Origin of the sequence: Ruegeria haliotis, assembly GCF_013377785.1 — a bacterium.
Classification (GTDB): Bacteria; Pseudomonadota; Alphaproteobacteria; order Rhodobacterales; family Rhodobacteraceae; genus Ruegeria; species Ruegeria haliotis.
Genome location: NZ_JABXWT010000006.1, coordinates 23,723 through 38,136 on the forward strand (window position 1 = coordinate 23,723; position 14,414 = coordinate 38,136).

Below are 14,414 nucleotides of genomic sequence, written 5' to 3' on the forward strand. Positions count from 1 at the left end.
GTGGTTCGGAATTCGGCCGATCAGTAACCAAAGAAGCGGGGTAGCCACATTGACAGGTCCGGCCAGAAACTGGTTAGGAACACGACAGGCAGATAGCCCAGCAGGATCAGGGTCATGGCGGGGCGGATCACCTTGGTCACCGGGACTTTTCCGATGCGCGCGCCCAGATACAGGATCGACGCGTAGGGTGGTGTTACTCCGCCCATAGCGGTGTTGACGCCCATGATCGCGGCGAACTGAATCGGGCTGACCCCGATAGCCTGCATCAACGGCAGCAACAGCGGAGCAATAAGGATGATTGCGGTGACGTCATTGACCACCATACCCACCAGAAACAGCAGAATGTTGATCAGCACTAGCAGCAGCGCCTTGTTTTCTGTGATAGCAAAAATCGCCTGAACAATGGCTTGCGGAATGCTTTCCAACACGAACATCTGGGACAGGATCATCGAGAACAGGATCATCAGCATGATCGTTCCCACGGATGTGGCGGCCTCTTTCCCGGCACCCAAAAAGGTGCGAACATCCAGACCCTTGTAAATCAGAAAGCCGACCGGAATCGCGTAGATTACTGCCACCGCAGCGGCTTCGGTCGGTGTCATGATACCGCCATAGATGCCGCCCAGAATGATCACCGGCATCAGCAGCGCCGGGGTAGCCTTTAATCCGCGGCTGGTGGCTTCAGTCACAAATTCGGCCCCTTTCGGCGGTTCGTTCAGCTGCAATGGGAATTTGCGGGCCATGCGAATGTTGACCACCGAGAAGCTGGCCATGATCAACAGACCGGGTCCAAGCGTGGCCAGAAAGCAGGCCAGAATCGACGTATCGGTGACCCAACCATAGACAATCATGGTGACCGATGGCGGGATTAGCAGACCTAACAATGATGCGTTGGCAATCAACGCAGTGGCGTATTCGCGGGGATAGCCCTGTTTCTCCATCTCGGGGATCAGCAGCGGGCCGATGGCAGCAACACCGGTCAGGCCCGAGCCGGAAATCGCGCCGATCAGCGCGCAAGACACGGTTGCCACCACACCCAAGCCGCCGCGCAGATGGCCGATGAAGATATTGACGAAGTTCAGCAGGCTGGCCGCAATGCCAGAGACACTCATTATTGTACCCGCCAATACGAACAGTGGAATGGCCAGCAGCACCGGGTTGCCCAATTGCTGGAAGCCCCAGAGCATATTGCCCTTCATCACAACGTCACCGGCGTAATACATCACCATCAGTCCGGCGCCAAAGCAGTAGGGCAGCGGAACACCGAAAGTCAGCAGGACGACCAGAACCAGAACCGCAAGTAGTGCAATCTCGATCATTTCAGGCTTCCTTCTGGGGGGTGGCGGAGACAAACACGGCACGGATATGACCGATGAGATGCCATGCGGTGAAAACCATCATCAGGACCATTCCGGCAAACAGCGCGACATCGACGTAGAATGTCGGCAGGTACAGCGTTGGGCTTTCCCGCCAGACTCGGATCGAATATTTGGTGAAATCCCAGGCCCACATGGTCAGCCAAAGCCCGACAATCAGGCTGATCACCTCACCGACGATAGCCAGCACCTGATGCTGACGTTGAGTAGTCAAGAAAATCTCGAGCACATTGGCGCGGATATGAGTGTTTTCTCGGGACGCATTGACCGCACCCAGCATGTAGAGCCAGAGCGTGGGGTAAAGCAGGCTTTCCTCAAGCCCCATTACGGGGATTTCCAGAACGTACCGGGTGATCACCTGCACGAACTGGCCTGCGGCAACCAGGCAAATCAAAACAGTTAGCAGGACACTAAAGATGCGTGTCATTGTCCCCTCCCTCCGGGCGGCATGCAGGGCTGCATCCGTGGCAGAGAAACTTGCGGAGTACTTACATTAAGTCAAAACGATAAAATTGATAAGAAAATAAAGTTACTTTATAGCTTGTTGAATACAGAAAGGAAATCATAGCTATGAACCTGAGTATTCGTCAGCTGCAAGCATTCCGAGAGGTCATGCGCACGGGGTCCGTGTCGAACGCGGCGCGCGTTTTGGGGCGAACTCAGCCCGCAATCAGCTCGCTGATCGCCAATCTGGAAGCCGAGCTTGGTATTGCGCTGTTCCGTCGCCAACGCGGCAAGATGGTCCCAACCCCCGAAGCGCAATACTTCCTGGGCGAGGCTGAAGCCATCCTGGACCGGCTGGCCTTGTCGACCCGAACTATGCATGAAATCGGCACCATGTCGCAGGGGAGGCTCAACATTGCCTGCATGCCGGCCGCCGCGTTGGTTGTGATGCCTCAACTCATCTCGATTTTTCTCAAAGACAAACCAGACGTGAAAGTTTCGCTGATGATGCGTGGCTCACCGGTGATCGAAGAATGGATCGCCTCGCAGCAATACGACATCGGAGTGACAGAGACCCCGGCCAAGTCCAACGCTACGTTGAGTGAAGATTTTAAGATGGCCTGCGTATGCGCTTTGCCCGCCTCGGATCCACTGGCGGCCAAAACACAGATCACGGCAAGAGATCTGGATAATGCGCCAATGGCAGCCCTACCCGAGGGGCATCCCAACCTGATCGACACACAAGCCGCGTTCAATGCAATGGGCGCGCGGTTCAACCAGCGGTTCGAGTTGCGAAATTTCCACCCAGCCATGACATTGGTTGAAAACGGACTGTGCTACTGCGTGTGCGATCCAATTACGGCAGCAGGTCACATCGAAGCTTTGGGCGGCGAAAGTAGCATCGTTTTTCGTCCTTTTGCTCCACAGGTTGTGTTGCAGGTGTCCATCCTGCAACCCGCCCATCGACCTCCATCCATTTTGGCGGAGAGTTTTGTATCGTTGCTCTGCGACGAGCTGCAACGGATACACCGGCTTTTTTAGTGTGGTCGGATCAGTCGCAAATTTTTGAGGCTCTCTGTCTGAGATGAAGCCCTTGAGGTATCGGCTGCTCGAGTTTCAACTGGAGAGCGCGGACGATGGCGATTTCATTCAAAGGTGCCCACTTCCCAAAGGATGTGATCCTGTTCGCAGTCTTCTTCTACGTTCGATACAGCGTTTCATATCGCGACCTGGAAGAAATCATGAGAGAGCGAGGTGTTTTCGTGGATCACACCACGCTGAACCGATGGGTAACGCGATACTCTGGCGCCATTGCTGAAGCTGCGCGTAGACGCAAAGGGCCATGTGACCGCTCCTGGCGCATGGGTGAGACATATGTGAAGGTAAAAGGCACTTGGGTCTACCTGTATCGCGCGGTCGACAAGCACGGTAGGACCCCTGATTTCATGCTGTCCAAACGCCGAAACAAAGCTGCGGCAACCAAATTCTTCGCTCGCGCCCTGGAGGTCAACGGGCTTCCGCGAAAGATCGTCATCGACAAAAGCGGTGCCAACACAGCTGGCATCAAGACGATCAACAAGATGCTCAGGAACTTTGGTTGTCCGATACCGACCGAAATGGTCAGGCGGAAATACCTCAATAATATCATTGAACAGGATCACCGGTTCATCAAACGTCGGATCAGGCCCATGTTGGGATTCACGTCTTTCGCTTCAGCCGCATCTGCCTTGGCTGGTATCGAACTGATCAACATAATCCGCTAGGGTCAGTTCGCGCCTGGACTCTCTCCATTTCAGCAATTCGTCCGATTGGCAGGATAACCCGCTCAAAAGCTCCATCTTTGCTACTCTCAAAGAAATCTGCGACAGAACCAAATAACAGGACAAAAATTGATTGGCCTCCTTAAAACTTGCGTTCAGGACCGTCGTCTTGGCGCTATACATGTTGTTCCTCTGGCGACGCACTCCAGCTCGCAGCAGATCTTGAAGGGAGTTGGATTACTTGAAGTGACGTAGTCGGTGAATTTTTTGCCTGCGAGAGTTCCTATCTTTTCCGCGGGTATCCGAATTGTCGTTAACCCTGGTTCAATGTCTGCCGACCCCTTAAAATCTCCGATCCCAATTATCGAAATATCCATTGGCACAGACATCCCAAGTTTCTGGGCCGCATAAAGTGCACCCTGCGCGATGACATCATTACCGCAAAGCAAAGCCGTCGGACGGGGGCGATCAGCAAACAATCGAAGCGCCGCCTGCTTCGCTTGCGATACGCTGTAAGGGGCTTCAGACTTTCGGTTTTCTGGAATGGAGATGCCGTGACTGTTTAGGTGGTCAACAGCGGCTAACAGCCGGTGACGTGCCCGGTCGTTGCCCTGAGTGTCGGGGAAAATCAGACCTATGTCCTTATGGCCCAAGGCAAGCAGATGCGCTGCCGCTTGCCGCCCCGCGAGATAGTTGTCAGCACCTACGCAGGGCAGCTCAGAATCCTCTGCATAATTCCAGATTGCCATCGCAGGAATTTTCTGTTGTTCAATCAAGCGGCGAGTAGCATTGGAGTGCTCCAACCCAACAAGCGCCACCCCGTCCACGCGATGCTCAAGCAGCTTGCGGACCATCGCGTATTCACGGTCGAGATTATATCCATGCGACGCCAGCAGTAAACTGAACCCTGCCTTGTCGATCGAATCCGAAAACGCCTGAATGACCTCAGCAAAAATGGCATGGTTGATCGTAGGCACAACCAGACCGATCGTTCCCGATCGTTTTCCGTGCATCGTTTGAGCCGCGCGGTTGCGGATATACCCCAACCTTTGAACTGCCCTTCTAATCTTCTTCCGAGTCGCGGGGTTTACCAATTCTGGGTGATTAAAAGTACGAGAAACAGTTGATGGAGATACTTTTGCGGCCTTTGCGACCGCCACAATATCCACCTTACCCCTTTGAAAGTCTGGCATAATATTCTCCCAATCGGTCGAATTTATGAAAACATTTGCAATACTATTTTCATTGCCTAACCTGATTTGTCAACAAATGTAAAAGTGTGAACCGACGGGTTGGGAGGCCCTGTATGGAATTCATTTATTACTTCGGAGATGTGTTCACGCCGCTGTCGTTGATGCTGCTTTTGGGTGGAACGATCGGCGGGCTGATTCTGGGCGCAACGCCCGGGCTGTCACCCACGATGGCGGTTGCGCTGCTGATACCATTCACTTTCCAGCTTGAGGCGGCGCAAGGTCTGATCCTGTTGGGCGCTGCCTATACTTCGACCGTGGCTGGTGGTGCGGTCAGTGCCATCCTTCTTAAGATCCCCGGAGCTCCGGCCAATATTGCGACCACGCTGGATGGTCACACCATGGCTAAGAACGGCGAAGGTGCGCGCGCGCTGCAATTGTCTTTTCTGGCCTCAGCTGTTGGCGGAATCTTCGGTGTTCTGTTGCTGATCTTTCTGACTCCGGTTCTGGCGAAGTGGGCGCTGGCCTTTGGTCCATCGCACCTGTTCTGGCTTGCAATTCTGGGTGTGACAGTGATTAGTACGCTGGATTCTGCGTCTGTTGTCAAAGGGTTATTGTCAGGTTGTATCGGGCTCTGGCTCGCCACAATCGGCTTTGATGACATCATGGGCGCCCAGCGGTTCATCTTCCATCCAGCACTGGGTGGTGGCATCAACATCATTGCCGCCCTGATTGGTCTGTTTGCCATTCCTCAGGTCTTGACCATGTTCGCCAAGGGCCGCGGTAACGACGGAGCTGAGGTTATCGAAGTACAACGTCATTCAATCATGGCTGCCATTCGCGAACTTTTCAGCCGCACCCGCGCGTTGAGCATCGGCACCCTGATCGGCTCAATCATCGGTCTGATCCCAGGTGTTGGCGGGCAGATCGCGGGTCTGGTGGCCTATGACCAGACCAAGAAGTTCTCTCCTGAAAAGGACAAGTTCGGAACAGGACATCCCGAAGGCGTTATTGCGGCCGAGGCTGCCAATAACGCCATGGTCGGCCCGTCACTGGTACCGCTTTTAACTCTGTCGATCCCGGGCAGTCCCACTGCTGCGGTTCTGTTGGGTGGTTTGTTGATACACGGGATCTTCCCCGGCTCAGATCTGTTCGACAACCATCCAGACGTGGCATGGACCTTCATCAATTCGATGCTGATCGGACAGGTTCTGATGTGCATCTTTGGCCTCTATGTTGCTGGCCTTGCGGCACGTGTCGCGCAAGTTCCGCAATCGGTCATGGTCGCGATTGTCTTGGCGTTATCTGTCTTTGGCGCCTACTCAGTGCAAAGCTCGATGGGCGACGTATACGTCATGGCGTGTCTAGGCATTGGAATGTTCTTTCTTGAACGCTTTGGCTTTTCTGCCGCGCCACTGGTTCTGGGCTTGATCCTTGGACCCATCGCGGAAGCGAATTTCATTCAGGGTTCGATGATCGCCGATGCCACTGACGGAAAGGCTGCCTACTTCATGACCGGTGGCTTGAACCTGTTCCTGATCGTCGTTGTAATCGCATCCATCGCCTACTCGGTCTGGATGGAACTGCGCCACAGCCGCTACACCACCAAAGAGGAGGCGCAGGCATGAACCGCTCTCAGCATATTTTTGGGTCAGGGTTGGTATTCGCCGTGGGGCTCTGGGTGACATGGGTCAGCTACACCCAACAACCTGCTGAGGCGTTTCTGTTCCCGCGGTTGATTGCATCAGTTTTTGTAGTTTTGGCGGGCTGGACCTTTGGCAAAGCGGTTATGGGCCTGTCCAAGGTCGGAAACGGTGTGTCCCGAACGATGTTCGTAAACATGCTGCCGGGCCTATTTGTCACGCTGGTTTATATCTTCTGGGCGGCAAAGTCGTTGGGGTTCTACACAGCGACTGCAATCGCCTTTTTCATTCTACTGTCGATGTATGATCCGACCCCACATTCTGTAGCCAAAAGCTGGATCAAGCGAGGGATCATCACGACGATCTTTGTAGCGATCATGTACGGGCTCTTTGCCATGCTTTTGAATGTCTACACACCAAAGGAAATTCTGTTCTGACCGCAAAAAACGCGGCTGAACCTAATCTGGGAGGAAACGCAAAATGAAACAATTGATTGCTGGGGCTGCATTTGCCCTTACGGCCCTGACAGGCGCAGCGACAGCTGACGAATACCCCGAACGCCCGATCATGATGATGGTCAGCTATGGCGCGGGTGGCGCGACCGACTTTCAGGCGCGGATCGTGACCATGACCGCCGGGAACGAGGATGCGTTGGGAATGCCCATCGCCATCATCAACAAACCGGGCGCCGGTGGGCGTGTGGGATGGAACTGGTTTGCCACGCAGGCGGACTCGGACGGATATACCTTGGCCGCATATAACGTGCCGCACTTCATCGCCCAGTCGATCAAAGGCGGAGTAGAGTATTCAACCGACAGTTTTGAACCTATTGCCAACTGGGGTGCAGACCCCGCTGTATTTGTTGTGGATGCAGACAGCCCGTTTAATTCGATGGAAGACGTGGTTGCCTATTCCAAGGAAAATCCCGGCAAACTGACCGTTTCGGGCGCCGGGTTATTCGTGGGACACCACATCGCGGCTTTGCAGATCGACAAGGCAGCCGGAACCAAGATGGCCTACATCCCGACCAAAGGTGGCGGCGCGGCAGCCATGAAAGCGGTGATTGCGGGCGAAGTGATGGGCGGCATCAACAACCTGTCTGATGCATTCCGCGCGCAGGAGGCAGGCAATGTCAAAATCCTTGGCGTAGCCGATCTGGAACGCAGCGCGTTTCTGCCGGATGTGCCGACGATGATGGAACAGGGGTTGGAAGTGGACAATTCCTCGGTCAATTTCCGGGGTGTGATGGTACCCAAGGGCACGCCACCCGAGGTCATCGAGAAACTGGCTATAACTGTGCCCGAGATGTTCGCCAATTCGCGTGTTTCCAAGAAGATGGAGGCCGGCGGCTCACCCATGCACATCATGACGCGCGATGAAGTGATTGAAATGTGGGGACAGCGCCAGCAGACATTGAACGAATTACTGGCCGGTCTCTGATCCGGACAGACCAAACCGGGGCGGAGTGGGTCCGCCCCGAACAACCAATCGAGGACCAAGATGAACGCTCAGGACGGGATTACCCCCGAAATTGCTGAAGTTGATCACATTGTTGCGCGCGTGCGCGCTGCTCAGAAGGCTTATGAAGCCAGTGGCAGTCAGGCGCTATATGACAAGGCGGCATTGGCGGTGGGGTGGGCCATCATGGAATCCACCCGCAATCGCGCGCTGGCGGAACTTGCGGTGGAAACCACCGGTCTGGGTAATGTGCCGGACAAGATTACCAAGAACCACCGCAAAACGCTGGGGCTGTTGCGTGACATTGCCGAGGTGAAGACCTGTGGCATCATCAGCGACGATCCGACAACGGGCATCACCGAAATTGCCCGCCCAATCGGTGTTATCGGCGCGGTCGTACCGTCGACCAACCCCGCCGCGACGCCTGCCAACAACATCATTAACGCGCTAAAGGGTGGCAATGCCATCGTGGTCGCGCCCTCGCCAAAGGGGGTGACATCCTGCGAGACACTGCTGAGCTTTGTTCACGCAGAATTCGATAAACTGGGGCTGGATCGCGATCTTGTCCTGATGATCCCCGCACCCGGCTCAAAAGCCAAGACACAACATCTGATGGAAACCGTCGATCGAGTGATCTGTACCGGCAGTCAGAACAACGTCCATCGCGCGCAATCCTGCGGTACACCTGCAGTTGCTGTTGGTGCGGGCAACGTCACGGTGATCGTAGATGAAACCGCCGATCTGACCGCCGCTGTCGCAAAGATCGCGGCCTCAAAGTGCTTTGACAACGCAACGTCCTGCTCGTCCGAGAATTCAGTCATCGTGGTTGACACAGTGTACGACGCATTTGTCGCCGCGATGGCCGCCGAGGGAGGTGCCCTGGTGCCAGCCTCTGACTCAGATGGTATTATTGCGCGGCTTTGGCCTGACGGGCGCCTCAATCGGTCGGTCATTGCACAAGATGCCGACAAAATGCTTGCCGCTTTAGGAATGTCCGACAAGGTGCCTGAGGGAACCAAATTCCTCGCCGTTGAAATTGACGGGATTGGCCCGGATCACCCCCTTTCTGGGGAAAAGCTCAGCCGTGTGCTTGCGCTGTATCGGGCAGCAGATTTCGAAGAAGCCAAATCCGTCGCATCACGTATTCTGGCTCATCAGGGGGCTGGACATTCTGTTGGCATCCACACCAGCGACGATGCCCGCGCCGTGGCCTTGGGTCGTGATTTGCCTACCTGCCGGGTCATCGTGAACCAGGCGCATACCTTTGCGACAGGCGGAAGTTTCACCAACGGGTTGCCGTTTTCCCTGTCGATGGGATGCGGCAGTTGGGGGGGAAATTCCATAGACACCAATCTGCACTGGCGGCATTTCGTCCAAACCACAAAGATCGTGCGTGAAACGCCTCTGAATGAACCCCGTTTGGATGAGGTTTTCGGTGATTACTGGGCGGAGGCCGGTCAATGATTGAGCCGCCCAAGGGAACCGTCCGCGATTGGCTCGACCTGCGAGCGGACCAAGGTGGAACCGGGTTCGTTTTTCCTGATGGGGCACCGGATTTGAGGTGGTCAGAACTGCGGGGCACCGCCCGTCATGTCGCGTGTCTGTTAACTGGTCTGGGCGTGGCGAAGGGAGAAAGTATCGCCATCCTCTACCCCAATTGCCGTGAAGCGCTCGAAGTGCTTTTTGGTGTTCTCTATGGCGGGTTTCGAGCGACGATGATCAATCTCGTCGCAGGCGATAGTGCAGTTGCTTATGCGCTGGACCACAGCGGTGCGCGCTATGGATTTGTTCATCTAGACCAGGTCGATTTGTTCGACCGAACCGCTGATCCCAAGACCATCACCCCGCTGCAAGTTGCTGGCGCGGGTGATGTCGTTGGTGATCTGCATGAACTCTCGTCTGAGGATCACGCACTTCTGATGTATACATCCGGCACGACCGGGCGCCCAAAGGGCGTGGTCCATACGCATTCTAGCCTACTGGCAGGGGGTTGGACGACTGCAGTGGCCCATGAACTGACTGAAGCCGATCGCGGGTTTTGCGTTTTGCCGATCTACCACATTAACGGATTATGCGTCACCGCAATGGGGACGCTGGTGTCGGGCGGATCGCTGGCTATGTGCGAACGGTTCTCGACCAGTCGGTTCTGGGACAATTTAGGGAAAGTTCAAGCAACGTGGTTTTCGGTCGTCCCAACCATTATTTCCCACTTGCTGCATTCGGATTCCAATCCGACGGACGAGACGTGCCAGCGTGTTCGGTTTGGCCGTTCGGCCTCATCAGCTTTAGCTCCGGACGTTCAGCGCGCGTTCGAGAAACGGTTCTCGATTCCAATTGTCGAGACGATGGGCCTGACGGAAACGGCGGCACAGATACTTTCGAACCCGCTCCCTCCGGGCGTGCGCAAGATCGGCTCACCAGGTATCGCGTTTGGGAACGAAGCGGCGATCTTTGACTCAAATCTCAAACCTGCACCCGTTGAGACCGAAGGCGAATTGGTCATACGCGGGCCAAATGTGATGGTCGAATATCTTAACGACCCTGATGCGACAGCAGGGACCTTCACCCCTGACGGTTGGTTGCGCACCGGTGATCTGGCACGCATGGACCAAGATGGCTACGTCTATGTAACGGGTCGATTGAAAGAACTGATCATAAAGGGTGGCGAAAACATCGCTCCACGTGAGATTGACGAGGCGCTCTATTCACATCCTGATGTTGTCGAAGCCGCAGCCTTTGCACGACCCTGCAAAAGCTATGGGGAAACTGTCGTGGCGGCGGTGAAGATACGCGAAGGGTCAGACGTGACCCTGGCAACTTTGCTGGAGATCTGTGAAGGTCGCTTGGGAAAATTCAAATCCCCTGATGAAATACACTTTCTTGAGGATCTCCCCAAAGGGCCCTCGGGCAAGATTCAAAGGAACAGGATAATCGCGCTCATCGGAGAGGCCAGCGTCGATGCAACCTCTTAGGTTTCATAGGCCTCGGTATTGCCAAGTTAATTGAGGCTGCATGAAAAATGTTGTCTCGCAGCACTCAAGCTGCCATTTCAGCGGTGTACTCACCCCAAAGCTTGAATGCATCGGAGCGTGCGTGTCAGTATGAGTTTGCGGGGTTCTGTTGCAAACTTTCGGCCATTGACGCTTTCGGAATTAGCGAGTGAATGACTGTCGGTCGTATCAAGTCGAAAGCCAGCTCATGATTTCCTTCAAAGGTGCACAGTATCCGAAGGATGTGATCCTGTTCGCAGTATTCTTCTACGTTCGATATGGCGTTTCCTACCGCGATCTGGAAGAGATCATAGCAGAGCGTGGTGTGTCCGTCGATCACACCACGCTGAACCGCTGGGTGACACGATACTCTTGCGCAATCGCTGACGCGGCACGCCGCCGCAAAGGCCCATGCGACCGTTCCTGGCGAATGGACGAAACCCATATTAAAGTAAAGGGATCATGGGTTTATCTCTACCGAGCGGTCGACAAACACGGCAAAACTCTCGATTTCATGCTTTCACAACGTCGAAACAAACCGGCTGCTGCAAAATTCTTCGCCCGGATGTTGGAGGTCAATGGTCTACCGCGAAAAATCGTCATCGACAAAAGCGGCGCAAACACAGCTGGTATCAAGGCTGTAAACAAGATGCTCAAAGGTTTTGGTTGCCCGCTCCCGATCGAGATGGTGAGGCAGAAATACCTAAATAACATCGTGGAACAAGATCACAGGTTCATCAAAAGACGAACCCGCCCGATGCTTGGCTTCAAGTCCTTTAGATCTGCATCTGCAACTCTTTCAGGTATCGAAGTCGCGCACATGATCCGCAAAGGTCAATTCACGCCCGGACTCTGTCCATTTCTACAATTCGCAGAACTGGCCGCCTAACCCATCGGCACAAAAGCAGTATTCCGAACAACCGCTAACTTTGCAACGGAACCGTCCAGCACACCTTCGTCAATCATAGCGCACGCGCCCAAGCCGTGTTCTTCGTTGGGCTGGAAGATGAATATCACGGTGCCGTCAAAATTCGGGTTCTGTGCGAGTATCTCAGCCGCGCCCAGCAACATCGTCATATGCCCGTCATGCCCGCAGGCATGCATAACGCCGGGAGTCTCTGAAGCGTGGTCATGCGTGCTGACTTCCGTGATCGGCAGTGCATCCATATCCGCGCGCAGACCAATGGCCTTATTACCCTCACCGGCTTTCAGCACCCCGACGACACCCACGCCCTCGTGAACGTCCAGCCCCAGGCCCCGCAGGACATCCGCAACTATCGCCTTGGTTCGTTTTTCTTGAAACCCAAGTTCCGGATTGCGATGAAACCTGTGGCGCAGGGCCGTTAGCCTACTATCAAAATCAATCATGCTGCACCCAACTCAGATCGCTTCGCTGACCGCACTCAGGAATTTCTGGGTGCGCTCTTTCTGCGGGTTGCCGAACAGATCCGCCGGAGGGCCCTGTTCTTCGATTTTGCCGCCGTAAAAAAAGCAAACCCGATCCGAGATATCACGGGCAAATCCCATCTGGTGGGTCACCATCAACATGGTCAGCTTGTGCTGTGAGACCAGCGCGCGGATCACGTTGGTAACCTCGCCGATCACCTCAGGGTCCAGAGCCGATGTCACCTCGTCAAACAGCATCACCTTGGGCCGCATCGCCAACGCCCGGGCAATTGCGACGCGCTGCTGCTGGCCGCCGGACAGGCGCGAGGGGTGCTGATCCTTCTTGTCAATCATGCCGACCAATTCAAGCAATTCCTCGGATCGCTCACGCGCCTCGGTCTTGGACAGGCCAAGAACCTGCACCGGACCTTCCATGCAGTTTTGCAGAGCGGTCATGTGTGGGAACAGATTGAAATGCTGAAAACACATGCCAATATCGGCGCGTCTTTCACGCAGATAGCGCGTATTAGCGAGAACCAGTTTGTCGTTTTTCGGCATATGCGTCAAAGGCTTGCCGTCGACATAGATACATCCGCCGTTTATCGTTTCCAGTGTCATCAGCATACGCAGAACAGTGGTTTTACCTGAGCCGGACGGCCCGATAATGGATACCATTTCGCCCTCGGCCACATCGAGGTTCAGATCGTCCAACACCACCAGTGGCCCATATGATTTGCGAACGTTCGTGAACCGGACCATCGGGGTATCTTCGCCTGTAAGTTCGAGCGGATAGCCTACCAGATTTTGCATTAGTTCATTCCCATTTTGCTGCGGACGCGACCCTCGAACAACCGAACCAGAGCGGCAGTGGGCAGCGAGATAGCCAGAAAGATGAAACCGACCAGTGTGTAGGGTTCCAAAAACCTGTAGTTTTCCGAGCCGATTGCGTTTGCGGTATGGACAAGTTCATAAACGCCGATCACCGACAGCATTGGCGTGTCCTTGAAAATTCCCACAAGGTAGTTGCCCATGCCAGCGAGCGCGAAGGGCAGCGATTGCGGGATGATCACCTGTTTGTAGGTCTGCCAGCGGGTCATGTTCAATGCGGTCGCGGCCTCCCACTGGCCGCGCGGAACACTTTCGATGCCGCCCCGATAGACCTCGGACAGATAGCACGAGTAATGCAGACCGATGGCGATCATGCCAGCCACCCAAGGGCTGAGGACAAGGCCGAACTGCGGGCCAACATAAAAGACAAAAAAGATCTGCAGGATCAGCGGGGTCGACCGGATGAACTCGATCCCCTCGCGCAGAATGGTGGTCAGAACCCGGTTCGAACCGCGCTGCCCAAGGGCCAGAAACAGGCCCAGAACAAGGGCAATCACATATCCGATCCCGGCTGCCATCAGGGTGTTTCCGGTGGCCCACAGCAGGCGTGGCATGATTTCGGCGACAAAGTCCCAACGCCAGTCAAACATGATCTCAAGCCTTTCCGATTTTGCGGGCCATCGCGCGCTCGGCCCACCGCATGAATGGTGTCAGTATAAAGCGCGCTAGGACGTAATAGATGATCAGGGCTGTGCCGAAAGCCTGCGCCGACAGGAAGGTCGAACCATTGATCTGCTTAGCCTCGAACATCAGGTCGGCGACGGAGATCAACGACACCAACGCGGTGCCTTTCAGCAATTCTATCAGCAGATTGCCCCAGGCGGGCAGCATGTTGACCAGCGCTTGCGGAAGGATAATCCGCCACATGCGCTTGGCCGGGCTCATGTTGATAGCCAGCGCGGCCTCCCATTGACCTCTGGGTGTGGACAGAATGGCGCCCCGTACCAATTCGGCTCCATACGCGCCGATGTTCATCCCGACAGCCAGATAACCCGCTGTGAATTTTTCGATGGTGAAGCCGAACAGCGGCATCACGAAGAATACCCAATACAACTGAACCAGCAGCGAAGTACCGCGAAATATCTCGATATAGCTGATCGCGGTCCACCGCAGCGCGCGGTATGATGACAGCTTCATCAGCGCCATCACCAGCGCAATGGCTATACCCAATGCCGCTGACAGAAAAAACAGCGCAACGGTGTTCGCGGTGCCGGTCAGAAGGCGGGGCCAGTATTGGGCGACAAATTCTAATAGGGTCATCAGATTGATTACCTGGTCG

The 14,414-nt window shown here is 55.0% G+C and carries 15 protein-coding genes; 8 read left to right on the forward strand and 7 right to left on the reverse strand.

The annotated features are described in order from the left end of the window. Positions 1 to 20: 20 nt before the first annotated feature. Positions 21 to 1,319: a TRAP transporter large permease gene (locus tag HW561_RS12505; RefSeq protein ID WP_176865234.1), complete on the reverse strand. Its 1,299-nt coding sequence runs from the start codon at positions 1,317 to 1,319 to the stop codon at positions 21 to 23. 1 nt (position 1,320) lies between these two features. Next, on the reverse strand, positions 1,321 to 1,803 hold the full coding sequence (locus HW561_RS12510; protein ID WP_176865235.1) for a TRAP transporter small permease: 483 nt from the start codon (positions 1,801 to 1,803) through the stop codon (positions 1,321 to 1,323). A 143-nt stretch (positions 1,804 to 1,946) separates the two neighbouring features. Between HW561_RS12510 and HW561_RS12515 the strand changes: the two genes are divergently transcribed. Beyond that, the gene (locus HW561_RS12515; RefSeq protein ID WP_176865237.1) at positions 1,947 to 2,861 is read left to right on the forward strand and encodes a LysR substrate-binding domain-containing protein; all 915 of its coding nucleotides are present in this window, start codon (positions 1,947 to 1,949) and stop codon (positions 2,859 to 2,861) included. A gap of 95 nt (positions 2,862 to 2,956) precedes the next feature. Further along, positions 2,957 to 3,583 (forward strand): IS6 family transposase, encoded by a 627-nt coding sequence (locus tag HW561_RS12520; RefSeq protein WP_176865239.1) that lies wholly within the window; start codon positions 2,957 to 2,959, stop codon positions 3,581 to 3,583. Positions 3,584 to 3,735: 152 nt separating this feature from the next. Here the strand turns inward: HW561_RS12520 and HW561_RS12525 are convergent, their stop codons facing one another. Beyond that, positions 3,736 to 4,773, reverse strand: a complete 1,038-nt coding sequence (locus HW561_RS12525; RefSeq protein ID WP_176865241.1) for a LacI family DNA-binding transcriptional regulator — start codon at positions 4,771 to 4,773, stop codon at positions 3,736 to 3,738. A gap of 113 nt (positions 4,774 to 4,886) precedes the next feature. Here HW561_RS12525 and HW561_RS12530 point away from each other — a divergent pair, with 113 nt between their 5' ends. From HW561_RS12530 to HW561_RS12555, 6 genes are all read left to right on the forward strand, one after another. Next, positions 4,887 to 6,398 carry a tripartite tricarboxylate transporter permease gene (locus tag HW561_RS12530; protein WP_176865242.1) on the forward strand — a complete coding sequence of 504 codons (1,512 nt, stop codon included), beginning with the start codon at positions 4,887 to 4,889 and terminating at the stop codon, positions 6,396 to 6,398. Continuing rightward, positions 6,395 to 6,850, forward strand: a complete 456-nt coding sequence (locus HW561_RS12535; protein ID WP_176865244.1) for a tripartite tricarboxylate transporter TctB family protein — start codon at positions 6,395 to 6,397, stop codon at positions 6,848 to 6,850. Before HW561_RS12530 ends, HW561_RS12535 begins: the two co-directional genes overlap by 4 nt. A gap of 43 nt (positions 6,851 to 6,893) precedes the next feature. Then, complete coding sequence (locus HW561_RS12540; protein ID WP_176865246.1) at positions 6,894 to 7,853, forward strand: Bug family tripartite tricarboxylate transporter substrate binding protein; 960 nt, start codon at positions 6,894 to 6,896, stop codon at positions 7,851 to 7,853. Between the two features lie 60 nt (positions 7,854 to 7,913). After that, the gene (gene sauS / locus HW561_RS12545; RefSeq protein WP_176865248.1) at positions 7,914 to 9,335 is read left to right on the forward strand and encodes an acylating sulfoacetaldehyde dehydrogenase; all 1,422 of its coding nucleotides are present in this window, start codon (positions 7,914 to 7,916) and stop codon (positions 9,333 to 9,335) included. Then, positions 9,332 to 10,843: an AMP-binding protein gene (locus HW561_RS12550; RefSeq protein ID WP_176865250.1), complete on the forward strand. Its 1,512-nt coding sequence runs from the start codon at positions 9,332 to 9,334 to the stop codon at positions 10,841 to 10,843. The genes sauS and HW561_RS12550 overlap by 4 nt, the downstream gene beginning before the upstream one ends. Before the next feature lie 226 nt (positions 10,844 to 11,069). After that, positions 11,070 to 11,750, forward strand: a complete 681-nt coding sequence (locus tag HW561_RS12555; protein ID WP_176865251.1) for an IS6 family transposase — start codon at positions 11,070 to 11,072, stop codon at positions 11,748 to 11,750. Here the strand turns inward: HW561_RS12555 and HW561_RS12560 are convergent. The 4 genes from HW561_RS12560 to ehuC are packed head-to-tail and all read right to left on the reverse strand — an operon-like array spanning position 11,747 to position 14,395. Further along, on the reverse strand, positions 11,747 to 12,229 hold the full coding sequence (locus HW561_RS12560; protein WP_176865253.1) for an amidohydrolase: 483 nt from the start codon (positions 12,227 to 12,229) through the stop codon (positions 11,747 to 11,749). The two genes, HW561_RS12555 and HW561_RS12560, sit on opposite strands and share 4 nt — an antisense overlap. Positions 12,230 to 12,241: 12 nt before the next feature. Next, positions 12,242 to 13,057, reverse strand: coding sequence for an ectoine/hydroxyectoine ABC transporter ATP-binding protein EhuA (gene ehuA / locus HW561_RS12565; protein WP_328803277.1), 816 nt, complete (start codon positions 13,055 to 13,057; stop codon positions 12,242 to 12,244). Next, complete coding sequence (ehuD, locus tag HW561_RS12570) at positions 13,057 to 13,725, reverse strand: ectoine/hydroxyectoine ABC transporter permease subunit EhuD (RefSeq protein WP_176865255.1); 669 nt, start codon at positions 13,723 to 13,725, stop codon at positions 13,057 to 13,059. The genes ehuA and ehuD overlap by 1 nt, the downstream gene beginning before the upstream one ends. A 4-nt stretch (positions 13,726 to 13,729) precedes the next feature. Further along, positions 13,730 to 14,395, reverse strand: coding sequence for an ectoine/hydroxyectoine ABC transporter permease subunit EhuC (gene ehuC / locus HW561_RS12575; protein WP_176865258.1), 666 nt, complete (start codon positions 14,393 to 14,395; stop codon positions 13,730 to 13,732). Positions 14,396 to 14,414 lie beyond the last annotated feature (19 nt).